Here is a 21,367-nt window from a genome sequence, read left to right as displayed (position 1 = left end):
ATAGACGACGTTTCTAGGTTTGTGTCAACTACCGCACCGTCCGCATCACCCGAGGAGACCCATGTTCGGAACGTACCTGTATCGAGAGCTCAGCAATCGACGCAAACAAACAGCCATTATCGCGGCCGGAATGGCTCTTGCCATTGCCCTTGTCATGATCGTCAATGGAGTAGCCGCCGGCGTCAAGGATGCCCAAGCTACCGTGCTGGCCTCGGTCTACGGCGTCGGCACCGACATCACCATCACGCAAGACCCCGCACAACCAGTCGAAGGCGAAGAAGGCCAGGCGCAACAACAGCAGCCCCGCTTCGAATTCGGCGCTGATGACGGCGAAACGACAGACGGCACCACCGCCATCAGCCAGTCCCGCCTCACCAGCGGCATCGCCAGCACCACCTTCGATGCGGATGCCCTCACCACAGCACAGGGCCTCGACACCGTAGCCGCAGCTACCGCCACGCTGGCCCTCACCAACGTGAGCTTCAGCGGCGAAGTAGCAGCGCCCGATGCCGCAACCGAACAAGGCACAGGACAGGAAGGTGCAGTTCCAGGAGAAGGTGCAGCACAGGGCGGCCGCGGCGGCCCAGACGGAGCAGGCGGAAGCGCCTTCGACGTTGACACCTTCACCGTCACCGGAATTGACGTTGCTGGCGAAAGCGTCGGCCCCCTCACCTCCGTAGAACTTGTCGATGGCCGCGCCTTCGAGACGAGCGACAGCGACTCCAACGTCGTCATCCTCGACACGAGCTACGCCACCACGAGCTCACTCGCCGTCGACGACACCCTCGAGATCGGTGGCGAAGAATTCACCATCATCGGTACCGTCACCTCGACCTCGTCTGACGCGACTACGGCATCCAACACCTACATTCCGCTCGATACCGCTCAGCGTGTAGCTGACCTTGAAGGTCAGGTCTCCACTGTCTACGTGCAGGCAGCAAGCTCAACAGACATCGCGAGTGTTCAGTCAGCACTGCAAACTGCGCTTCCGGATGCCTCAGTGAAGACCCAAGAAGACCTCGCCTCGAGCGTTTCTGGTTCGCTTTCCACCGCCTCCGACCTCGTCGGAAAGCTCGGAACGTGGCTGTCGATCATCGTGCTCGCCGCTGCCTTCCTCATCTCCGTACTGCTCACCACGTCGGGCGTAGCCCGTCGCACCCGTGAGTTCGGAACTCTGAAAGCAATCGGCTGGAACAATGGCGCCGTGGTGCGTCAAGTTGCCGGCGAATCACTCGTGCAGGGCGCCATCGGTGGAGTGATCGGAGTCGTCGTCGGTTTGCTCGGCATCCTCTCCATCAATCTCATCGCTCCGGTGCTCAGCGCGAGCGCAGTCGCCACAACAGCGGTTGCAGGCCAGGGTGCCGGTCAGGGCGGAGGCGGAAACCGCTTCGGTGATGCCGCAACCACGGCAGCCGCAACGACCGATATCGCTCTCCAGATTCCCGTGACCTTCGGAATCATCGGCATCGCTGTAGCTCTCGCCATCGCGGGAGGTCTCATCGCCGGAGCATTCGGTGGATGGCGTGCAGCACGACTTCGCCCGGCCGAAGCTCTCCGCAGCGTCGCCTGATCCCCCACACCCTGTAGACCTCAAGGAGACTTTCTATGTATGAACTCAACGAACTTACAAAAACCTACGAAACCAAGCGGGGCACGGTAACGGCCCTTAACAAGGTGAGTTTGACCATCCCGACCGGACAGATGGTGGCCATCCAAGGCCCCACCGGTGGTGGAAAATCGACGCTGCTGCAAATGTTGGGCGCTCTCGAACGTCCAACCAGTGGCACCGTCACCCTCGGCGATGACGAACTTTCGAAGATGCCAGATTCTCGGCTCGCTGAAATTCGCGCCCGCACAATCGGGTTCGTCTTTCAAGGCTTCAACCTCATCCCCACCCTCACTGCTCAAGAGAATGTGGAGACGGCGCTAGCTCCTCTCGGGCTTTCCAGCGCGGATCGCAAGAGTCGGGCCACGGCGGCTCTGGAGAAAGTGGGCTTGGGCGAGCGCCTCACCCACCACCCCTCTGAGCTTTCAGGCGGTCAGCAGCAGCGTGTTGCGATCGCTCGTGCCCTCGTGAAGGAGCCGACCGTGCTGCTTGCCGATGAGCCGACCGGAAACCTTGATGAGCAGACCCGTGACGAAATCATGGAATTACTCGAGGGGCTGTGGCGGGATCAGGGCCTCACTCTCATCATCGTCACTCACGACTCAGCCGTCGCGAAGCGTGCCGAGCGCCGACTGACGCTGAAGCACGGTGCGGTGACCGAGAAGAAGTAGCAGGGTCGTATCCCTCGGACGGGCGGCGCGTGGTCTCTAGCGCGTCGCCCCAGGGATCAGCCAGCGATCGCCTCGCGCACGGATGCCCAGAGTGACAGCGCGGGCACCGATATAGCCGAGACCAAAAGCGAACCACAGGGCCACGATCGCGGACACGGCTGTGAGGTGTGCCGTGTCGACCCACCACAGCAGGGGCACGTAGACCGCCAGATTGATGAGGCCAGTGAGCGCCAGATAGCGCGCATCCCCCGCGCCGATCAATACGCCATCGAGCACGAACACAAAGCCCGCGATCGGAATGCCGAGGGCAAGCACCGGCAGAAGCGCCGCCAAGCCGCTCTGCACTTCTGGGTCTGAACTAAACGCAAAACCGATCCACGGTGACGACACAAGAACCATGACTCCGAGAACGACACCGCTGCCGATTCCAAGCTCGATAAGGCGCCGCGTAATGGCACGGGCGCGCGGGAGGTCGCTCGCCCCCAGTTCTTTACCGATCATCGCTTGCCCCGCGATCGCCAGCGCATCAAGCACAAAGGCGAGCGTCGCGAAGATCGTGAGTGCGATCTGAACCGTCGCAAGCTCGGGCACTCCGAAGCTCGTGGCGACGGCTATCGTGGCGAGCATCGCTGCCCGCAAAGACGCTGTGCGCAACAGAAGCCAAGCTCCTGCATGGCCAGCCAACAGCATGCCTGTCGCGTGCGGTCGAAGCCGGGCACCCTCGCGACGGGCAAGAGTGACGAGCATCACAAGGTAGGCGGCAGCCATACCCCAACTTGCGACGACGGTACCGATTGCTGACCCTGCAACGCCCCAGCCGAAACCGTAAATGAAGAGTGTGTTGAGCAGCGCATTCGAGACAAACCCGGCAACGGCAACCACGAGCGGGGTGCGCGTATCCTGCAATCCCCGCAGCAATCCGGATGCCGCGAAGGTGATGAGCATCGCGGGCAAGCCCAGGATCGAAATTGACAGGTATTCGGTGGCGTAGCCGACGACACTGGCATCCGGGTTGAAGAGGCTAATCAGCCAGGGAGTGGTGGGGATGCCGACCGCCACGAGCACGACGCCGAGTGCGATGGCCAGCCACACGCCATCAACGCCGGCGGCGACAGCACGCGCCCGATTGCCGACCCCCAGCCAGCGAGCGACTGCGGGAGTGGTGGAATACGCCAGAAAAATGAGGAGCCCGACGGCCGTCTGCAGCACAGCACTCGCGACGCTCAAGCCGCCAAGTTGGGCACTGCCGAGGTGCCCCACGAGGGCGGTGTCGGTGAGCAGAAAGATCGGTTCCGCCACAAGCGCGCCCAGCGCCGGCACGGCAAGGCGACGGATGTCACGATCAAGTGGAGAGTGCAGCAATCCCACGGTTGTCTAGTCTGCTGCGCTATCGGTCGCGTCTGCGCCCGCGGACTGTGAAGTGGGTTTCGGTACAGGCGTTTTCGGCGCAGGCTTCTTTGGCGCAGGCTTCTTTGTGGCTGGTTTGCTCGCGGCCGGCTTTTTCGCGGCTGATTCGCTCGTGGTCGGCTTGCTTGCGGCCGGTTGGGGCGCACGCTTCTTCGCTGCAGGTTTCGCTGCAGCGGGCTTCGACGCTGCCGTGGTCGCCGTGGCTGTCGCGGACTGTGAAGTGGGTTTCGCCGGAGTCGTCGTCGTCTTCTTCTTCGCCGCTGTTCTGGGCGCTGACGTCGATGCCGTTTTTGGCTTCGCCTTCACGGGAGTCTTCGGCGCTGTCGGGGCGGAAGTCTTCTTCACCGAAGTTGTCGTGGCCTTAGCAGCGGATGCCTTCGGAGCTGGTGTGTTCTTCGCGGGGGCCTTCTTCGCTGGGGCTTTCTTCGCTGGCGCTCGCTTCGCGGCAGGTTTCTTCACTGCGGCGGTTGCCGCCTGTACTCCAGCGACCTCGTTCGCAATCTCGCTCTCAACCGCGATCTCATCGTCAACAGAAGTTGGCGGCGCTGTGCCCGCGGGCGCAGCGGGGCCTAACGCAACATCCGATTCCGTGGCGTCGCTGTCGCCAGCCGAGGCGGCTTCGTCGAGAGCTTCGTCAGTGTCGACTGCCGGTCCGTCTTTTGCGGCGCGACGTTCACGGCGTTCGCGCACCTGACCAACGACCGTCGGAATGAGCAGGACCAACAACACCACGACGATTGTCGTCACGATCAGCACCACAGACTGCACTGAGCCTTGGTCGGGCTGTGGCGTCTCGTCGACGACCTCAACGAGACGCGTGGACACGATGGGCTGGTATGCCTCGAGCGTCATCTCTCCCGCTACTTCGCTAGAGCCACGAACAAGGGGCGTGATCACGCCGTCAAGGAGGCTGAACCAGGCACCGGTCTCGGGTTCCTGCACAAGAGTTGCATCGTCGTCGACATCGTCAAGTGCAAGCGCAACGCCGGGGCGGCGAATGAAGTCAATCATTTCGGGGTCAACGGTCGCGGGATCAATGCCGATCATTGCGACCCCGACGGGCTCTTCTCCGATTGTCACCGGGACCATCCAACGGTTTACGTACTGCACCGGAGTCTCTGTCGATTGGCCCGAGTGATAATCGTTCGACCACAAGAAGACGCGATCAATGGCTCCGAGCTCGATTCCATTGGTGAAATCTAGTCCGCTGCCGCGTTGATTCTGCCCAAAAAACTCTTCGAGTTCCAAGAGCAACCCGTCATCAGCGTTGGCGAACAGCGTGACATCCGGCGGCGTCGAACCCACGGATGCCGAAGCACCGACAACCGGCACCAGCGTCACGATTGCCACCATTGCAGCCGCGGCTACTCCGACCCAGCGACGACGGAAGCTCGGGGTTGACGCTGTGTCGGGGTGCATGGCTGGCATGGGCCTAGTCTGCCAGTTCGTACCGGCATTGAATGCGCGGACGCGTGCCTCGTGGCCACTTGGCAACGACGAATCCCTCCTTTCCCTGTCGTGCGCGCACGCGATGCCACCGGTACGGGAGACAATAGGGGTGTGACTATGCAACCGGAACTCGATCTTTGGGAGCCGGTTGCGCCCAATCATCGCGACCGCATTGTTGCCCATTCTGAGGATCGAGTCGCGTGGCTTCGTGCCCGCAGTCGTGGCGTGACAGCAACGGATGCCGCCCGCCTAGCCACTGAACAATCCTTGCGTGCGGTTGTGGAGAGCAAGCTTCTCGGCTCCGGTTTCAGCGGCAACGCGTTCACTGATCATGGCCGCGCTCGGGAACCAGAAATCGCACGCTGGGTGCTGGGTGCGCACGGCATCCAGTCAAGTTCGGCGCTCTTTCACGCCCACGATCAGCCCCTGCATTTAGCAACTCCCGACGGCGTCTCGGTGCTTGATGGTTCGCTCGTGCTTTCGGAGATCAAGACGACGGCGAAAGCGTGGCGCACCATCCCGCGCTCGTACCTGCGTCAGGTCTGGTGGCAACAGTATGTGCTGGGCGCTGACCGCACGCTCGTAGTGTGGGAGCAACACACTGACTTTGTTCCCGTGCATTCTGAGCCGAAGTGCCAGTGGGTTGAGCGCGACGAAGATCAGATCCACACCCTGGTGGGCTTGGCCGATCGACTACTCGATCTCATGCGAGCACCCTAGCCCTCTGTACTCAGCGAGCTCGTTACTCGCGTGCATTCCGTGACAGCGCGCGAGCAGCAATCACTGTGCCGAGGATGATGAGCCACGCAATCGCAATCGTCGTGGCAACAAATTCAAGCCTGCTGCCGAGCACAACCTGAAAGCGGAAGAGCGAAAAGAGCCCACCCGTTCCCGCAATTACTGCGACCGCAACGGCGGTGATGAGTGACATTCTTGCGAGCACGCGGTGTTCCCGCGCGAACGAGGTTTGGATCATCGCCCAACATGCTGCTGCGAATGCAATGACCGCCGCCATGGTGTGCGTGAAGTCTTGCCAGGTGAAACTCGGGCCGTAGGGTAACGGGCAACCAGAAGTGCAGGTCACTTGCGATGCAATGAAGAAGAAGCCGCACCCCACCCAGAGAGATAACGCTGGCGAACCGAAAGAGAGCAATGGCGGCCAGGCGCGCACCCGTCGGGCGCTCCACGCAACTGCTGAGCCACCGCCCACAATGAGCAAGAGCGCGATCTCAAAGGCGGCCGCTGTAGGTTCGCCTTCCGCGCCCAACTCGCTGACATACAGCTCTCGGGGCACCATGAGCCGAGACGCCCAAATGACGACAAGCGCGATGCCGACAGCGACACTGCCGACGACGGCAGCGACTCCCTCAATGGCAGCGGTTGACACGCGCTGCGGCGCAATAGTAGTCATTGGCTACTGGGCGGACAGCGGTTCGTTGAGCGAAAGCTGACGCACGAAGTCGTCTTCCCAGCGCTCTCCGACAAGAAACTTTTTGGTGCCGGCGAGCCCGAAGCCCATCTTTTCGTAGAAACGATTGGCGCGAGCATTCTCCTGATTCACGCCCAGCCACATCCCGGCAAAGCCTTGATCGCGAGCCCACGCGATTCCCGTACCGATCAACGCGGGCGCGACGCCAGCGCCGTGAAAGAGGCCGAGAACGTAGCATTTACTGAGCTCTACTGTGGGGTGAAGGGTAAGCACCTGGGCGACATCCGGATCACTGGGCTCGGCGGCAGAAAACAGCGCGTAGCCGGCGGGCTGGCCATCTACCTCGGCGAGAAGAACCTCGCGGGCAGGGTCAGTGAGGTAGTGACGGAACGCCGACACCGAAAGGTGTTCTGCGATGTAGGACGCGATCGCTTCGAGCGTTGTTGTGGCAGGGCACGCCAACGGAAAAGTCTGGCGAGCGATCTCGTGGAGCAACTCGGCGTCACTCTCGATAGCGCGGCGAACAGTGGTGGTCACGACAAGGCTCCCTACGGCAGATACTGACCAGCATATTCCCCAAGCACAACGCCTAGGGAATGCAAAAAACGGGGGCCGGCGCAAGCCGACCCCCGTTCATTTAAGCAGTATTAGATCGAGTTGATGTCGACCGGGATGCCAGGACCGAAGGTGGTCGAAACCGTTGCCTTCGTGATGTAGCGACCCTTGGAAGAGCTGGGCTTTGCGCGCAGAACCTCGTCGAGTGCTGCCTTGATGTTCTCGTCAAGCTGCTCAGCCGTGAAGCCAGCCTTGCCCACGATGAAGTGAACGTTGGAGTGCTTGTCAACGCGGAATTCGATCTTTCCGCCCTTGATCTCCGAGACAGCCTTTGCGGTGTCAGGGGTAACCGTTCCGGTCTTCGGGTTTGGCATGAGGCCACGCGGACCAAGAACCTTACCCAAACGACCAACCTGGCCCATGAGCTCGGGGGTCGAAACTGCTGCATCGAAGCTGGTGTAGCCAGCGGCTACCTTCTCGATGAGCTCCGAGCCACCAACCTCGTCAGCGCCAGCAGCGATTGCTGCTTCTGCTGCAGGACCGGTTGCGAAAACAATAACGCGAGCAGTCTTACCCGTGCCGTGAGGCAGGATAACGGTGCCACGAACCATCTGGTCAGCCTTGCGAGGGTCTACACCCAAGCGAAGAGCAACCTCAACGGTGGAGTCGAACTTCTTCGAGCTCATTTCGCGAGCAACAGAGACAGCCTCGGTGGGCGTGTAGAACTTGCCCTCTTCGAGCTTCTCAGCGGCGGACTTGTATGCCTTGGAATTCTTGGACATTATGCCTCCACCGTGATTCCCATCGAGCGAGCGGTGCCCGCGATGATCTTCATTGCGCCGTCGATGTCGTTGGCGTTGAGGTCAGCCATCTTCTGCTCGGCGATCGTACGTACCTGGTCTTTGGTGAGCTGCGCAACCTTGACGGTGTGCGGCGTGCCCGAACCCTTTGCAACTCCAGCAGCCTTCTTGATGAGCTCTGCTGCCGGCGGGGTCTTGAGGATGAACGTGAACGAACGGTCCTCGTACACGGTGATCTCTACCGGGATAACGTTTCCACGCTGAGCCTCGGTAGCGGCGTTGTACGCCTTGCAGAACTCCATGATGTTAACGCCGTGCTGTCCCAGCGCAGGCCCGATGGGCGGTGCGGGGTTAGCGGCGCCGGCTTGGATCTGAAGCTTAATCAGACCTGTAACCTTCTTTTTCGGTGCCATTGTGTTTCCTTTTCAGTACGAACTGACCCGTGTGGCCAGCTCTCCCGCACCCGAAGGGCGCGGTGGTTTTTTAGGGGCGTAAGCCCTTAAAGCTTGGTGACCTGATCGAAGCTGAGCTCGACCGGGGTCTCGCGCTCGAAGAGGGAAACCAGAACGATGAGCTTTCCGCTCTCCGCCTTGATCTCGCTGATCGAACCGGGAAGGCCCGCGAACGAACCCTCCTTGATGGTGATGGTCTCGCCGATCTCAAAGTCGATCTCTGCGGGGATAGCGCGTGCAGCCGTCTTGCTCTTCTGCGATGCGCCCTTAGCAACAGGAGCTTCAACGATCTCAACAAGGCTCTTCAGCATGTTGAATGCTTCTTCGAAACGCAGCGGTACGGGGTTGTGGGCGTTGCCCACGAAGCCAGTAACACCGGGAGTGTGACGAACAACCGACCAGCTGTCTTCGTTGAGGTCCATGCGAACCAGAACGTAGCCGGGGATACGAACACGGTTAACGAGCTTGCGCTGACCGTTCTTGATCTCGACAACATCTTCCATCGGAACCTCGACCTGGAAGACGTAATCTTCCATCGCCATGGAAACCTTGCGGTTCTCGATGTTGTGCTTGACGCGCTTTTCGAAACCAGCGTAGGAGTGGATGACGTACCACTTGCCTGGCTGCAGGCGCAGATCCATGCGGAATTCGGCGTACGGGTCGACCTCAACCTCTTCGCCCTCGACTGCCTCAGCAGCGTCGGTGCCTTCCGCTTCAGCGTCATCCGCTGCTTCGTCATCGGTTGCAGCAACAGAAGCGTCAGCCTCTGCAGCGTTATCGATGTCGAGCGCGTCGTTTACTTCAGCATCTGCTGCAGGGTCGACTGCGGCATCCAAAGCCTCAAGGAGACCAGCAAGATCGGCGTCGACATCAGCCGAGTCGCCTTCAACGTGCATTGCCTGGTGCTCGGCGGAGTCTTCTGAACGCTCTGCCGCAGCCAAGGTGTTACCCGTCTGCGCCTCATCCTCCTCGGAGGACTGCTCTGCTGCCGTAGCGAGCTCGGAGTCTTCGCGGTGGTTCTCGGACACTAAATCTCTTTTCGTTGCTCTGCAGTTCGGCCGTAACCGCTGCGGTTTATGAAGGGCTTAGACGACCAGGTTCGGGTCGCCGAACAAGAAGTTCACCAACGCGCTAAACCCAAAGTCGAGGGCCGAAACGATACCCATCATGATGATGACGAACACAAGAACAACGAGAGTAAAGCTGACCAGCTCGCGCCGAGTCGGAGTTACTACCTTCTTGAGTTCGTTAATAACTTGGCGGATGAAGAGTGTCATGCGGCCGAAGGGTCCACGACGTTGCGCGCTCTCCTTCTTCGCCTTGGCGACGACGTCCTCGCTGGGCTCGTCTACGTCTTTCTTGGCCACTCTTACTACCTTCCGATACTTCGGCTTACTCGACCCGCTCCGTTTCTCACAGAGAGGGACTTGCAGGGCGGACAGGACTCGAACCTGCAACCTGCGGTTTTGGAGACCGCTGCTCTACCAATTGAGCCACCACCCTTTGCAAGAGATCGAAATCTCTTACCCACACTTTCGCACAAACACTACGACACATCCACATTGAGAAGTGAGGAGCAGGCGCGCGAAAGTATGGCAGTTATCAACAACCTGAACAAGTGTACGTCATCCTGAGCCGTCCCGCAGTGCCCACTCCCCCTGTAGAGAGATCAACACAGAGAACCAGCAGAAATGGGCGGCAATTCGCCCGCTTCTTCACCCGCCATTGGGGTCTCTCAGAAAAAGTTTTCAAGAAAGTTTGAAAACCCGCGTCATAACCGAGGGGGGTCTCAGTCTCTCTATGCAAGCAGGGCAAACCAACCCTTCTTATTCGGGCATTACCAGCACCACCATTCGGGCACCACCAGCAACACCAGCACCACCATTCGGGCACCACCACGCGAGACCTCACCATCTCGCCGCATAACTCAAAAACAAGCACCACCACATGGGCAAGCGAAGCTGAGATCAGGCAGTAGTTCGTGGCACAACCCTCAGGTTGGCCTCATCGTCGTATCAGCTTCCTTATCCGAACAGGATCAGGAAGGTACCAGTCGTGTTTACACAACACATCCCGCGCACTGGGAAGCCAGTCGGGAACACCAAGCACACCCCAGCAGTCCGTTTCGGAGCGGCTCTGGGAACCGTAGCCCTTGTATCGGGCTTCACTCTTATTGCACCCGTTGCAGCAAGCGCAGAGGAGACCACCGGCGCCTCCTACGCTTACGCAGAATTCCTTTCCGGCGATGTGCTCGGAACGGACCTCGGCAACGTTGCGGGTCTCGGCCAAGTCGTCGCCACCAACAACGGCAATCAGCCACGACAGGTTCACCGCGATCCCCTCACTGTTGACGCTCTTGGCGCAACCGTGCTCCACCAGCCAGGCGGCCTGCAGCTGCCCCTTCTCGACGTAGTGGATGCCGGTGTCGTCAACCAGTACGCCGAAGCCGACAAGAACGGCGAATCATTCGCTTCCACCGGAGCCATTCAGGACGACGGCGGCATCGGCATCGGCAACGTTGCTTCCGGCCCCGCCGGCGACCTCACGCTGGACCTGGACAGCCTCCTCGACAACGAGTTCGCTTCGGTACTCACCGACCTCAAGCTCGATCTGGATGCCGTTTCCGCTCGCGCTGACGGAAACATGACGTCAGCATCCGGCGATTACACCCTCGCCGACGCAACACTCAGCTTCTCCAGCCCCGCCATCAGCAAGCTGACCAGCAAGGTCACTTCTGCGCTGAGCGGCGTTGACAGCAAACTGGTCAGCTTGGGCGGCGATAACGGCGCTCTCGGCAACTCAATCGACGGCATCCTCGACCCTGTTCTTGGAGTGGTCGGCTCCTCGGCCGACGTCAAGGTCGTTGTTGATGCAGACCTCGACAAAGCCGCGAGTTCACTGCTCAAGGGCAGCTACGGCAACGGCGGCGTCAGCTTCAACCTCGAAACTGGCGCAGTCATGGTTGACCTCGAAACTCTCCTCGGCAGCGACCTCAACGATCTTCCGCCGAACACGGAGTTGCTGACGGATGTTGTCGTCAACAAGATCCTCACCGGCATCAGCGAAACCGTAGCCACTCTCGCCGACGACATCGTTGATCGCGTCGAGCTGGCTCTGCGCGACGCCAACGTTGAGGTGTCGGCGAAGCTGAACCTTCTGACCGCACAGGACCCCGTGCAGAACACGGTGTGCCGCGACATCCGGGTACCGATCATCGGTGACATTCTCAACGGAGACTCGACGGGCGGCGGGCTCGTCGGCGGACTCCTCGGTGGGCTCACTGGCGGCCTCACAGACGGTGTCACGCAGGGCATCATCGGCTACACAACGGACACCGTGTGCGACCTCGTCGACACTGTTCTTCCCGACCTCCGCAGCACCGTGGACGTCAGCATCATCGGAAACGTTGACGATCTCATCAACGGCACTGCAGTCTCTGCGAAGGCGAACATCTCGCTGCTCGGTGGAACGGTCAAGACCGGCCTCAACGTTAAGACGCTGATCGGTAGCCTCGGCCAGAGCCTCAACACGTCGCTCTTCTCCAACGGCGGAGTAGTGACCTCGCTCGTCAACAGCCTCAACACCGGCCTCGTGAATCCCGCTGTCACCGGCCTCCTCGGTAACAACTCAGTAGCGACAGTGCTCCGCGATCTGGTCTCCATCAAGGTCAACGTGCAAGAGCAATGGACATCGACCGGTGCAGTCTCAGGCGACATGTTCAGCGAAACCGCAGTGCGCGTGTCCGTCGGATCAGGGCTCACCACAGCGGGGCTCTCCAGCGCCGGCGGCCTCCTGAACGGTGCACTCGGCCAGGCAACAGCGGCCCCGAGCTTCGCTTCGACTGGAGTTGCAACACTCAATGTGGCTCGCGCCGTTGTTGGACCCAACGTTCAGACCGTCGTTGATCCTGGATGCACCGAAAACTGTGGGACCGGTGGAGACCCCGATGGCGACCCTGACCCCTGTGTCGGTACCTGTGTCGTTGGTGATTCGGACTTCCTCGACCTTCCGACCTATGCCCTCGGTGGGCAGCTCGCATACACCGGTGCCGGTGTTGCGACGCTCCTCGCCCTCATCGTCGCGTTGTTGGCAGCGGGTGCCTACTTCGCGCGTCAGGGTTACCTACGTACACACCCCAAGTCCGAGCTCTAGGACTGCGTAAGTAACCTCTAGCGGCCGGAGCTTATCGTCCCCCCAGGATCACAGCTCCGGCCGCTTCCCTCTGCCCCTACCGCGTTCTCGCGGTAGGGGCAGTCTTCTGCGCCAGCGCTGCTCTCGCTGGGTAGGCAATCTCTGGGCATCCGCCCTCCTGAAGCCATACACTTGAAGGGTGACCTCACCTCGCCTCTCCGCCAGAATTTCCGCCATCGCCGAGTCAGCCACCCTCAAGGTGGATGCCAAGGCCAAGTCGCTTCTTGCGGCAGGGCGGCCCATCATTAGCTATGCGGCTGGCGAACCCGACTTCGCGACTCCCGCGAACATTGTGGCTGCGGCGTCCAGAGCAGTGCTCGACCCCAAGAACCACCGCTACACGCCAGCAGCCGGCCTGCCCGAACTTCGTGAAGCAATCGCTGCCAAGACGTTGCGCGACAGCGGCCTTGAGGTCGGCATCAATCAGGTTGTTGTCACCAACGGCGGCAAGCAAGCCGTCTACCAAGCGTTCGCGACCCTTGTTGATCAGGGCGACGAAGTCATCGTTCCGACGCCGTACTGGACCACCTACCCCGAAGCGATCAAGCTCGCCGGCGGCACCATGGTCGAGGTTTTTGCTGGCGCAGACCAGGGTTACCTCGTGACCGTGGAACAGCTCGAAGCCGCTCGCACCGAGAACACCAAGGTGCTGCTCTTCGTTTCGCCATCGAACCCCACCGGTGCCGTCTACACCCCCGAGCAGACCAAAGCCATCGGCGAATGGGCGCTCGAGCACGGCATCTGGGTGATCAGCGATGACATCTACCAAAACCTCGTCTACGACGGAGTGCGTGCCGTCTCCATCGTCGAGGTTGTTCCGGCACTCGCGGACACCACCATCCTCGTCAACGGTGTCGCCAAGAGCTACTCGATGACCGGCTGGCGCCTCGGCTGGATGGTAGGCCCCGTCGACGCCATGAAGGGCGCTGCGAACCTGCAGTCGCACCTCACGAGCAACGTCTCCAACATCTCGCAGCGCGCTGCCATCGAAGCCCTGACCGGCCCGCAAGATGCCGTGGAAGAAATGCGTCTCGCGTTCGACCGCCGCCGCAAACTCATGGTCTCCGAACTCAACAAGATCGACGGCATCAACTGCCCAACACCCCAGGGCGCGTTCTACGTGTACCCGGATGTTTCCGGCTTGCTGAACCGCGAATGGGACGGAGTCACTCCGACCACAAGCCTCGAACTTGCCGACCTGATTCTCGAGAAGGCCGAAGTTGCGGTCATCCCCGGAGAAGCGTTTGGGCCAAGCGGTTACCTCCGCCTCTCCTACGCCCTCGGCGACGACGCCCTCCTCGAAGGCGTGCAGCGCTTACAAAAGCTTTTTAGCTAACCGAACCGCCCTCGGGGCGGTGGAGGAATTATGGATGCGACACCGCCGCTCGATGCGGCAGGCCGGTTGAACGTAGCCCTCACCGCCGCGCTTCCCTCCCAACGGCTTCAGGCTGCCCTCTCCGCCGGAACGCACCCGCGAGACGAGTTCGTGCGCGTGCTGCTAGAGCGGTGCGCGATCGAACCCGACCTCAACGTTCGCGAGACGCTCACGTGGGCGCTCATGCGGCATCCGTCGTCGATTACCGTGCCGCTGCTGATTGCCGAAACACGATCCGCGACAGCGCAGGCGCGCAGCCAAGCGCTGCACACTCTCTCGAAGATCGGTGACCCCGCCGGGTGGGAAGCGATCACCCCTGAGTTGCTGAACGACTCGGCTGAGGCGGTGGCCCGCACCGCGTGGCGCGTTGCAACGGTGCTGGTGCCCTACGGTAGCGAAACGGAACTTGCGAGAGCGCTCGTGGCGCACCTCGGTCGGGGTGAGCGCGAAGCCCACATGAGTCTCAGCCGATCCCTCGTGGCACTCGGGGAGCACGCCGCCGCGCTGCTGAACGACATCGCCGAGAACGGCGCAGGCGACGAGCGGCTTCACGCCATGACCACGCTGCTGCTGTGCGAATCTCCCGACGACGGCTATGAAGCGGCGCTATTCGACGCGGAGTTGCGGGTGCTGTTGGCGGATGCCGGCGCGGGCGAATAGCCCGCGGTGCGCCGTTACTAGCGTCCGGGAAGTTCGATCGTCACGGTGGTTCCGCCGTACCCGTTGGCCTGGTCTCGACCCTCGATCGTGACCTCGGCGATGCCCTCAGGAATTTCCACGCCCGGCTGGGTGCGGGTGAACGGCTGCTCGGCGGCGTGATCGTGGGTGAGCGTGTGCTCACCGAGCACCGTGCCATCGGGGGCGAGCACGCGCCATCCGTCGGCGTACTGCTCAGGAGTGTCATACGGCGAACTGATCGTGACCGCGAAGTCGAAAAGGTTGGTGCCCGTTGGCGAGACGCTCACGTCTTCCACATCGGGGAAGAATGTGGCGGCGTCAGGGCTTGAGCTGGCTGGCGGTGTTGTGCTGAGTTCAGACGTGTTGTTCGAGGTGCTCGCAGCGGAGCATCCCGTCACGGCGAAGGTGACGGCGAGCGCGAGCGCCGCCAGAGCGGAGGTTCGGGAGCGGGCCGGCATGATCATGGTTCGACGGTAGCGGGACAGGCTGAACGTCACCGCCACGCTGCGCACCCGCACTGCGCAGCCACACTGCGCAGCCACACTGCGCAGCCACACTGCGCACCCGCACTGCGCATCAACCGATCGGTTGATGCGCCTCTAACCGTCTGCACCTGTCGCAGCGCGGCCAGACAAGCGACGATAGAAGCATGAACACCACCGCTCCCGTCGTGCAGGTCGAAAATCTGCGCAAAACCTACGGTTCGTTTGCCGCTGTTGACTCCGTCAATTTTGAGATTCAGCGCGGCGAAACCTTCGCCCTGCTTGGTCCAAACGGTGCAGGCAAGTCGACCACGATCGAGATTCTCGAAGGCTACCGGGATCGAACCGGTGGCTCGGTGAGCGTGCTCGGCGTCGACCCCGGCAAGGGTGGCCTCGACTGGAAGGCGCGCCTCGGCATCGTGCTGCAGTCAAGCGGCGAGAGCGGCAACGTCTCGGTGCGCGAACAGCTCACCCACTTTGCTGGTTACTACCCCCACCCGCGCGACGTCGAAGAAGTTATCGCTTCAGTCGGTCTTGAAGAGAAGGCTGGCACGCTGATCCGCAAGCTTTCGGGCGGACAACGTCGACGAGTGGATGTCGCGCTCGGCATCATCGGAAGCCCCGAGCTGCTCTTTCTCGACGAACCAACCACAGGCTTTGACCCCGAGGCTCGTCAGCAGTTTTGGCAGCTGATTCGCTCGCTCAAGGCGGACGGCACGAGCATCCTCCTCACCACCCACTACCTCGACGAAGCGGCCCAGCTGGGCGACCGTGCCGGAGTAATCGCGGGTGGAAAAATGATCGACATCGGCGCTATCGACGAGATCGGCGGGCAAGAAGCGCGCACCCCCGTCGTGCGTTGGCGCGATGCCAACGGCAAGCATGAAGAGCGCACGCACGCCCCTGGCGCTGTCGTGGCATCCCTCATGGCGTCTGGCGTAGAACCGGCCGGGCTCGAAATTGTTCGCCCCAGTCTGGAAGACATCTATCTGCAGCTGGTCTCCGACCACGCGCACGCACGTGAAGTGGAGAACGCACGATGAGCACCACAACAACACCGACGGCCCCTGCTGCCAGCGCACCGAGCTTCGGTCTCGGAATCGGCCGCAGCCTCCGGCTCGGGTTCAGCCGCATCAAGCTCGAAGTGCGGAGCTACTTTCGCCAGGGCGACTCGGTCTTCTTCACCTTCCTCTTTCCTGTCGTCATGCTCACGATCTTCGCGGTCGCCTTCAGCGAGCAGAACTTCGGCACCGAAGAAGAGCCGCTCACCGCAGCTGCCTTCTACCTGCCAGGGATGATCGCCGCTGGCCTCCTTCTCAGTGGCCTGCAGAACATGGCGATCGACATTGCTATGGAACGCAGCGACGGCACCCTCAAACGTCTCGCCGGAACACCGCTGCCCGTAATGAGCTATTTCATCGGCAAGATCGGGCAAGTCTTCGTGACCGGCGTGCTGCAAGCTGCCCTCGTGATTCTGGTCGCGAGTGTCGCATTCGACGTCGAGCTGCCGAGCGAACCCAGCAAATGGCTGACTTTCGCGTGGGTCTTTGTGCTCGGTGTCACGACATCCGCCGTGCTCGGTATCGCACTGAGCGGCCTCCCCCGCAGCGGCAAGAGTGCCACTGCCGTCGTCATCCCCGTCGCGCTCGTGTTGCAGTTCATCTCCGGCGTGTACCTCGGCTTCTCGATGTTGCCTGAGTGGCTGCAAAACTTCGCCAGCATCTTCCCTCTCAAATGGATGGCGCAGGGGATGCGCGAAGTGTTCCTGCCGGCAAGCTTCGAAGTGATGGAGCAATCTGAAAGCTGGAACCTGCCAGGAGTGGCCATCGCCACCGGCCTCTGGTTGGTCATCGGTCTCATCGTGACGCGCATCACGTTCCGCTGGATCCGCAAGGATAGCTAAATGGGTTTCGCGCGTTGGATGAGCATTGCTGTGATCGTCACCACGGCGGTCATGGCAGTGCTCATCGTCGGCTCCAGTGGCTATGGCCCCGGTAGCCGACTCGGCGCTGCGGTGGCCCTCGCCGCCTTCGCTCTCGCCTGGTTCACGCTCGGCATCCGCGCCAGAGACAACAGCATCATCGCAGTCATTTACGTCGGTGTGCTCGTGGTCACCGTGGGTGCTGCCGTCGCCTTCATGCCGGTCATGGCCACACTGCAATCGCTGGCCTATCCCCTCGTCTGGGTGCTCGCCGAGCGCACGCGAAACGCCATCATCGGCAACGTCGCCCTCGCCCTCTCTGTCGGCGTCGGCTTTCTGATCAACATGGGCCTCAGCGCGGATGCCCTGCTCTACAGCAGCACAATCGTCGCCCTCTCGCTCATCTTCAGCCTCGCCCTCGGCCTCTGGATCACCCAAATCTCCACACTCAGCGACCAACGCCACGACCTCGTACTCGAACTGCACTCCACCCGCGACGAACTCGCCGCCATCAGTCGGGATGCCGGAGTCTCCAGCGAACGAGAGCGGCTTGCCCGCGAAATCCACGACACCATCGCGCAAGACCTCACCGGACTAGTACTCGTCGCCCAAAGAGCTAGGCGCGAACTCGACAACAACCACCCTGCCGCTGCAGCCGAACAACTCGAGCTCATTGAAGACAGTGCCCGCGCAGCACTTGCGGAAGCGCGTGCACTTGTCACGGCATCCGCTCCGGTAGGTCTCACGGGCGATGGCATCACTAGCGCTCTGACACGACTAGCTGAGCGGTACAGCCGCGAAACCCAACTGACCGTGACAGTGGATGCGGAGCACCTGCCCGCGATCGCCCGCGAAACCGAGGTGGTGGTGTTGCGCTGTGCCCAGGAGGCGCTCGCTAATGTGCGCAAGCATGCTGAGGCCACTCGCGCGACGATCACAGTCTCTGCTGATGATGTGGGGCTGACGATTTCCGTCGCCGACGACGGCGTAGGCTTCGACCCCACCACCGCTCACCCCGGTTTCGGCCTCGAGGGGATGAGCGAACGTTTGGCTCTCGTCAACGGTCGTCTCGACGTTGATAGTTCGGCCGCCGGCACCACCGTGCGTGCCACCATTCCGAAGGAAGTTCTTGCATGATCCGTGTCGTTGTTGCTGACGATCATCCGATCGTCCGCAGTGGAATCGTCGGCCTGCTGGGGTCGGCGGATGACATCGAAGTCGTCGGAGAAGCCAGTGACGGCACCGAGGCGGTTGCCTTGGCCACGCAGCTCTCCCCCGACGTTGTGCTCATGGATTTGCGCATGCCCGGCCTCGGAGGCGCAGAAGCGACCGCGCAACTCGTGGCCGCACGCCCCGACGTCCGCGTGCTCATCCTCACGACCTACGAGTCTGACGAGAACATTCTGACCGCGATTGAGGCAGGAGCGAGCGGCTATCTGTTGAAGGCGGCACCGCAAGAGGAGATTCTGGCCGGGCTGCGTTCGGTCGCGCGCGGCGAAGTCGCTCTGGCTCCATCGATTGCGGCGCTGCTCGTGAACCGCATGCGTGAGCCGGCGAAGGTGACACTGAGCGACCGTGAGACTCAAGTGCTGGCACTTGTGGCGGAGGGCAACAGCAACCGAAAGATTGCCGCAGCTCTGTTCGTGAGCGAGGCGACCGTGAAGACGCACCTCATCCATGTCTTCGAGAAGCTCGACGTGAAGGACCGTACGCGGGCCGTCACGAAGGCAATGGAGTTGGGGCTGCTGCCTCGCTCGCATTAGCGCGCCTGAGTGAGGCGAGCTTGGCGCGTGAGCGCAGGTTGTGAGGTGAGTTGGGCGAGCTAGGCGAGTTCGACGCCGACGCCGACAGGTTCTGGCTGCAGGTAGATGCCGTAGCGGCTGAGTACGCACGCGCCAATGTACCGGGCGAGTTCTGCAACTTCGGCAGCGTCCGCGCCCGTGCGGTTGACGATCGCCAGGCTGTGTTTCGTCGACACGGCGGCTCGTGAGCCTGGCAGCCGGAATCCCTTGTTCACGCCCGAATGTTCGATGAGCCAGGCGGCGCTGAGCTTGACCAGGCGCGGCTTGGGCGCGGGGGGCGGGGCAGGTTCTTCGCCGAGCGGAACCGCAACGTCGGTGACGGGTTCGTCCTCGATAACCCAGCGTGGGGCATCCGCGGGAAGCCCTCTCGCGATGTGTTCTGGCACGATCGGGTTGGTGAAGAAAGATCCACAACTGGCGGAGTCTGGTTCGTTGGGGTCGAGCACCATTGCTTTGGAGGCGCGCAGGGCGAGCACGGTGTCGCGCACTTGTTGTACGGGCACTCGGTCGCCGATGTTGACACCGAGCGCGGTCGCGAGCTGTTGGTACTGAACGGTGCTCTCGGGCGATGCCGCGAGGGTGACGTACACGGCGAGGACAACGCCGGCGCGCCCCTCTTTGATCACCGAGTTGCGGTAACCCAGTTCGAGTTCGGCGGTCGTGAGGTGAACGAACTCACCGTTGTCGTAGTCGAGAAAGTCGATGCCATCGAGCACGCTGGCGACTTCTTGACCATAAGCGCCGATGTTCTGAATGGGGGCTGCGCCTACTGAACCGGGAATGCCGCTGAGCGCTTCGAGCCCCGCCCAGCCCCGTGAAACGAGCTTCGCCACGAGGCCGTCCCAGGACTCGCCCGCTTGCACGCGGAGGCTCAGCGAGGTCTCGGTTTGAGAGACGAGTTGGATGCCGCGTGTTGCGATATGGATGACAGTGCCGTCGAATCCTTCGTCGCTGATGACCATGTTGGAGCCGCCCCCAATGAGCAGCCATTCGTCGCCTCGTTGCCACACGTCTCGCACGTTCGCGATCAGTTCTTGCTCGGTGGCGGGGCGCAGCAGCGTGTGCGCTGGCCCTCCTACCTTGATGGTGGTGAGGTCGGCGAGCGCCACGTTGTATTGCGGCGGTGTGCTTTCGCTGGGGGCGGTGTCGGTCATTTGTTGAGTTTGACCCTCACTTGCGACTTGCCGAGCACGGTTTGGTTAGCGGCGCTGACGGTGAGGTCGATGCGCGTCACGTCGTCTTCGATGGCGCCCACTTTGGCGGCGACGGTAACGACGACGCCCCCATTGCCGTCGACGACGACGGGGCGAGTGAAGCGCACACCGTATTCGACGAGTTCGCCGCGGTCGCCCATCCAGTCAATGACGGGTTGCACGGCGAGGCCCATGGTGAGCATGCCGTGGGCGAGTACGCCGGGGAGACCAACGGAGGCAGCAACGTCATCGCGGTAGTGGATGGGGTTGAAGTCTCCGGATGCTCCCGCGTAGCGCACGAGCGAGAAGCGGGTGAGAGTGATATTGCCGGTGATCAGTTCTTGGCCGACGACGAGGTCGCTCATTCTGTGCCTCTCATGACGAGTACGGAGGTTGCGGTGACGACGTGCTCGCCTGTGGCGTCGCTGATGGCGGTTTCGGCGGTAATCATGTCGTTGCCGCCGAGCGACTTAATGCTCGTGACTGTGAGGATGGCGGTGAGTTCGTCGCCGGCGACGATGGGCCGCGTGTAGGTGAACTTTTGTTCGCCGTGCACGATGCGCGAGAAGTCGATGCCGGTGTCGGGGGCGGCCAGGAGAAGGGCAAGGCCTGCTTCTTGGATGACGACGGCGAAGGTGGGCGGTGCTACGACATCCACAAAGCCTGCTGCTTTCGCGGCTTCCGGGTCGTGGTTGAGGGGACTTTGAGCGAAGACGGCGCGCGCAAATTCGCGTACTTTTTCTCGCCCGACGAGGTAGGGGGTCGTAGGCGGGAAGACCCGGCCTTCTAGTTCTTTATTCACTGGCACGGTGTCCAGCTTAGGCAATGTTGGCGATACGCGCGTGGGTGAGATTGGGGTTGTGTTTGTGGGCCGGCTTATTGCGGCGGGATTGTGTTGCGGGCGGATTGTGTTGCGGCTGTTAAATGGGTGAAGCCCCGGTGACCGTGAGGTCTGCCGGGGCTTCAGAAATTCTGTGAGGCGTTAGCTCAGTAAGTTTTTACTGGCAGCTGTCGCACTGCAGAAGATCCATTGGGTCGACGGGAATTGCATATCCGCCAACGGTGTCGTTTTCGTTATCCATTCGATCCTCCTTAAAAGTCTGCTAGAAGTTTGCCGACGGTTTGTCGGAGATTTCACTATATATGGGTAATGACACCCATGTCATTACCCCAGATGTAGTGTCTCGGCGTGTCGGCCAACTTTCTTTAAATCTACTCTCACCCGCTGACATTTGGCCGCAAAGGGTGCCTCTCATAGCTCCCACGCCGGACCGCTTTGTCCAACCCCCGTTGGGGTTACGGCAGGCCCATTTTTGAACGGATGTCGCTGGTATTACCAGATTCGTGCATAATGGT

22 protein-coding genes and 1 tRNA gene are annotated in these 21,367 nt (G+C 61.5%); 10 read left to right on the top strand and 13 right to left on the bottom strand.

Annotation, left to right across the window (positions count from 1 at the left end; genetic code table 11):
- Nucleotides 1-61: 61 nt before the first annotated feature.
- Both ACWFSR_RS02340 and ACWFSR_RS02335 read left to right on the top strand, forming a co-directional pair.
- A complete protein-coding gene (locus tag ACWFSR_RS02340; RefSeq protein ID WP_197108018.1) occupies nt 62-1,570 on the top strand; it encodes an ABC transporter permease in 1,509 nt (502 codons plus the stop codon).
- Nucleotides 1,571-1,605: 35 nt separating this feature from the next.
- On the top strand, nt 1,606-2,277 hold the full coding sequence (locus ACWFSR_RS02335; protein WP_197108020.1) for an ABC transporter ATP-binding protein: 672 nt from the start codon (nt 1,606-1,608) through the stop codon (nt 2,275-2,277).
- A gap of 36 nt (nt 2,278-2,313) precedes the next feature.
- Here ACWFSR_RS02335 and ACWFSR_RS02330 read toward each other — a convergent pair whose 3' ends face one another.
- A complete protein-coding gene (locus tag ACWFSR_RS02330) occupies nt 2,314-3,645 on the bottom strand; it encodes an MATE family efflux transporter (protein ID WP_197108022.1) in 1,332 nt (443 codons plus the stop codon).
- Between the two features lie 6 nt (nt 3,646-3,651).
- On the bottom strand, nt 3,652-5,112 hold the full coding sequence (locus ACWFSR_RS02325) for a hypothetical protein (protein ID WP_447522971.1): 1,461 nt from the start codon (nt 5,110-5,112) through the stop codon (nt 3,652-3,654).
- A 138-nt stretch (nt 5,113-5,250) separates the two neighbouring features.
- Between ACWFSR_RS02325 and ACWFSR_RS02320 the strand changes: the two genes are divergently transcribed.
- Complete coding sequence (locus ACWFSR_RS02320; protein WP_197110563.1) at nt 5,251-5,853, top strand: YqaJ viral recombinase family protein; 603 nt, start codon at nt 5,251-5,253, stop codon at nt 5,851-5,853.
- 22 nt (nt 5,854-5,875) lie between these two features.
- Here ACWFSR_RS02320 and ACWFSR_RS02315 read toward each other — a convergent pair whose 3' ends face one another.
- The 7 genes from ACWFSR_RS02315 to ACWFSR_RS02285 all read right to left on the bottom strand — a co-directional run bounded on the left by ACWFSR_RS02315 (nt 5,876) and on the right by ACWFSR_RS02285 (nt 9,872).
- Nucleotides 5,876-6,544, bottom strand: a complete 669-nt coding sequence (locus tag ACWFSR_RS02315; protein ID WP_447522970.1) for a DUF998 domain-containing protein — start codon at nt 6,542-6,544, stop codon at nt 5,876-5,878.
- A 3-nt stretch (nt 6,545-6,547) separates the two neighbouring features.
- Entirely contained in the window at nt 6,548-7,099 is a 552-nt protein-coding gene (locus ACWFSR_RS02310) for an N-acetyltransferase family protein (protein ID WP_447522969.1), read from the bottom strand.
- Nucleotides 7,100-7,209: 110 nt separating this feature from the next.
- Nucleotides 7,210-7,899 (bottom strand): 50S ribosomal protein L1, encoded by a 690-nt coding sequence (rplA, locus tag ACWFSR_RS02305; RefSeq protein ID WP_197108030.1) that lies wholly within the window; start codon nt 7,897-7,899, stop codon nt 7,210-7,212.
- On the bottom strand, nt 7,899-8,330 hold the full coding sequence (gene rplK / locus ACWFSR_RS02300; protein ID WP_100389473.1) for a 50S ribosomal protein L11: 432 nt from the start codon (nt 8,328-8,330) through the stop codon (nt 7,899-7,901). The genes rplA and rplK overlap by 1 nt, the downstream gene beginning before the upstream one ends.
- An 86-nt stretch (nt 8,331-8,416) precedes the next feature.
- Nucleotides 8,417-9,397: a transcription termination/antitermination protein NusG gene (gene nusG, locus ACWFSR_RS02295; RefSeq protein WP_197108032.1), complete on the bottom strand. Its 981-nt coding sequence runs from the start codon at nt 9,395-9,397 to the stop codon at nt 8,417-8,419.
- Between the two features lie 57 nt (nt 9,398-9,454).
- The gene (gene secE, locus ACWFSR_RS02290; RefSeq protein ID WP_197108034.1) at nt 9,455-9,736 is read right to left on the bottom strand and encodes a preprotein translocase subunit SecE; all 282 of its coding nucleotides are present in this window, start codon (nt 9,734-9,736) and stop codon (nt 9,455-9,457) included.
- 63 nt (nt 9,737-9,799) lie between these two features.
- Nucleotides 9,800-9,872: transfer RNA gene (locus ACWFSR_RS02285), tRNA-Trp, on the bottom strand.
- Between the two features lie 552 nt (nt 9,873-10,424).
- On the opposite strand from ACWFSR_RS02285, the gene ACWFSR_RS02280 reads away from it, so the two are divergent.
- The 3 genes from ACWFSR_RS02280 to ACWFSR_RS02270 all read left to right on the top strand — a co-directional run bounded on the left by ACWFSR_RS02280 (nt 10,425) and on the right by ACWFSR_RS02270 (nt 14,595).
- A complete protein-coding gene (locus ACWFSR_RS02280) occupies nt 10,425-12,521 on the top strand; it encodes a choice-of-anchor G family protein (RefSeq protein WP_447522968.1) in 2,097 nt (698 codons plus the stop codon).
- 178 nt (nt 12,522-12,699) lie between these two features.
- Nucleotides 12,700-13,896 (top strand): pyridoxal phosphate-dependent aminotransferase, encoded by a 1,197-nt coding sequence (locus ACWFSR_RS02275; protein ID WP_447522967.1) that lies wholly within the window; start codon nt 12,700-12,702, stop codon nt 13,894-13,896.
- Between the two features lie 30 nt (nt 13,897-13,926).
- Nucleotides 13,927-14,595 (top strand): HEAT repeat domain-containing protein, encoded by a 669-nt coding sequence (locus ACWFSR_RS02270; protein WP_447522966.1) that lies wholly within the window; start codon nt 13,927-13,929, stop codon nt 14,593-14,595.
- 17 nt (nt 14,596-14,612) lie between these two features.
- Here ACWFSR_RS02270 and ACWFSR_RS02265 read toward each other — a convergent pair whose 3' ends face one another.
- The gene (locus ACWFSR_RS02265; protein WP_447522965.1) at nt 14,613-15,077 is read right to left on the bottom strand and encodes a hypothetical protein; all 465 of its coding nucleotides are present in this window, start codon (nt 15,075-15,077) and stop codon (nt 14,613-14,615) included.
- A 185-nt stretch (nt 15,078-15,262) separates the two neighbouring features.
- On the opposite strand from ACWFSR_RS02265, the gene ACWFSR_RS02260 reads away from it, so the two are divergent.
- The 4 genes from ACWFSR_RS02260 to ACWFSR_RS02245 are packed head-to-tail and all read left to right on the top strand — an operon-like array spanning nt 15,263 to nt 18,779.
- Complete coding sequence (locus ACWFSR_RS02260) at nt 15,263-16,138, top strand: ABC transporter ATP-binding protein (protein ID WP_447522964.1); 876 nt, start codon at nt 15,263-15,265, stop codon at nt 16,136-16,138.
- Nucleotides 16,135-16,998 (top strand): ABC transporter permease, encoded by an 864-nt coding sequence (locus ACWFSR_RS02255; RefSeq protein ID WP_231600038.1) that lies wholly within the window; start codon nt 16,135-16,137, stop codon nt 16,996-16,998. Before ACWFSR_RS02260 ends, ACWFSR_RS02255 begins: the two co-directional genes overlap by 4 nt.
- A complete protein-coding gene (locus ACWFSR_RS02250) occupies nt 16,999-18,153 on the top strand; it encodes a sensor histidine kinase (protein ID WP_447522963.1) in 1,155 nt (384 codons plus the stop codon).
- Nucleotides 18,150-18,779: a response regulator gene (locus ACWFSR_RS02245; RefSeq protein WP_197108049.1), complete on the top strand. Its 630-nt coding sequence runs from the start codon at nt 18,150-18,152 to the stop codon at nt 18,777-18,779. The genes ACWFSR_RS02250 and ACWFSR_RS02245 overlap by 4 nt, the downstream gene beginning before the upstream one ends.
- 59 nt (nt 18,780-18,838) lie before the next feature.
- On the opposite strand, the gene ACWFSR_RS02240 is transcribed toward ACWFSR_RS02245, so the two are convergent.
- The 3 genes from ACWFSR_RS02240 to ACWFSR_RS02230 are packed head-to-tail and all read right to left on the bottom strand — an operon-like array spanning nt 18,839 to nt 20,819.
- Entirely contained in the window at nt 18,839-19,972 is a 1,134-nt protein-coding gene (locus tag ACWFSR_RS02240) for a UDP-N-acetylmuramate dehydrogenase (protein ID WP_197108052.1), read from the bottom strand.
- Complete coding sequence (locus ACWFSR_RS02235) at nt 19,969-20,376, bottom strand: MaoC/PaaZ C-terminal domain-containing protein (RefSeq protein ID WP_197108054.1); 408 nt, start codon at nt 20,374-20,376, stop codon at nt 19,969-19,971. The genes ACWFSR_RS02240 and ACWFSR_RS02235 overlap by 4 nt, the downstream gene beginning before the upstream one ends.
- Nucleotides 20,373-20,819, bottom strand: a complete 447-nt coding sequence (locus ACWFSR_RS02230; protein ID WP_197108056.1) for an FAS1-like dehydratase domain-containing protein — start codon at nt 20,817-20,819, stop codon at nt 20,373-20,375. Before ACWFSR_RS02230 ends, ACWFSR_RS02235 begins: the two co-directional genes overlap by 4 nt.
- Between the last annotated feature and the right edge of the window lie 548 nt (nt 20,820-21,367).

Source organism: Salinibacterium sp. NYA9b (assembly GCF_976973725.1).
This window is presented reverse-complemented; position numbering and strand designations above follow the sequence as displayed.

Bases quoted from the DNA above. Each gene is read 5' to 3' on its own strand.
- ACWFSR_RS02260 (WP_447522964.1), top strand. From the start codon at position 15,263: ATGAACACCACCGCTCCCGTCGTGCAGGTCGAAAATCTGCGCAAAACC.
- rplA (WP_197108030.1), bottom strand. From the start codon at position 7,899: ATGTCCAAGAATTCCAAGGCATACAAGTCCGCCGCTGAGAAGCTCGAA.
- ACWFSR_RS02320 (WP_197110563.1), top strand. From the start codon at position 5,251: ATGCAACCGGAACTCGATCTTTGGGAGCCGGTTGCGCCCAATCATCGC.
- ACWFSR_RS02340 (WP_197108018.1), top strand. From the start codon at position 62: ATGTTCGGAACGTACCTGTATCGAGAGCTCAGCAATCGACGCAAACAA.
- ACWFSR_RS02270 (WP_447522966.1), top strand. From the start codon at position 13,927: ATGGATGCGACACCGCCGCTCGATGCGGCAGGCCGGTTGAACGTAGCC.
- ACWFSR_RS02255 (WP_231600038.1), top strand. From the start codon at position 16,135: ATGAGCACCACAACAACACCGACGGCCCCTGCTGCCAGCGCACCGAGC.
- ACWFSR_RS02245 (WP_197108049.1), top strand. From the start codon at position 18,150: ATGATCCGTGTCGTTGTTGCTGACGATCATCCGATCGTCCGCAGTGGA.
- ACWFSR_RS02325 (WP_447522971.1), bottom strand. From the start codon at position 5,112: ATGCCAGCCATGCACCCCGACACAGCGTCAACCCCGAGCTTCCGTCGT.
- rplK (WP_100389473.1), bottom strand. From the start codon at position 8,330: ATGGCACCGAAAAAGAAGGTTACAGGTCTGATTAAGCTTCAGATCCAA.
- ACWFSR_RS02250 (WP_447522963.1), top strand. From the start codon at position 16,999: ATGGGTTTCGCGCGTTGGATGAGCATTGCTGTGATCGTCACCACGGCG.
- ACWFSR_RS02240 (WP_197108052.1), bottom strand. From the start codon at position 19,972: ATGACCGACACCGCCCCCAGCGAAAGCACACCGCCGCAATACAACGTG.
- ACWFSR_RS02315 (WP_447522970.1), bottom strand. From the start codon at position 6,544: ATGACTACTATTGCGCCGCAGCGCGTGTCAACCGCTGCCATTGAGGGA.
- ACWFSR_RS02265 (WP_447522965.1), bottom strand. From the start codon at position 15,077: ATGATCATGCCGGCCCGCTCCCGAACCTCCGCTCTGGCGGCGCTCGCG.
- ACWFSR_RS02235 (WP_197108054.1), bottom strand. From the start codon at position 20,376: ATGAGCGACCTCGTCGTCGGCCAAGAACTGATCACCGGCAATATCACT.
- ACWFSR_RS02335 (WP_197108020.1), top strand. From the start codon at position 1,606: ATGTATGAACTCAACGAACTTACAAAAACCTACGAAACCAAGCGGGGC.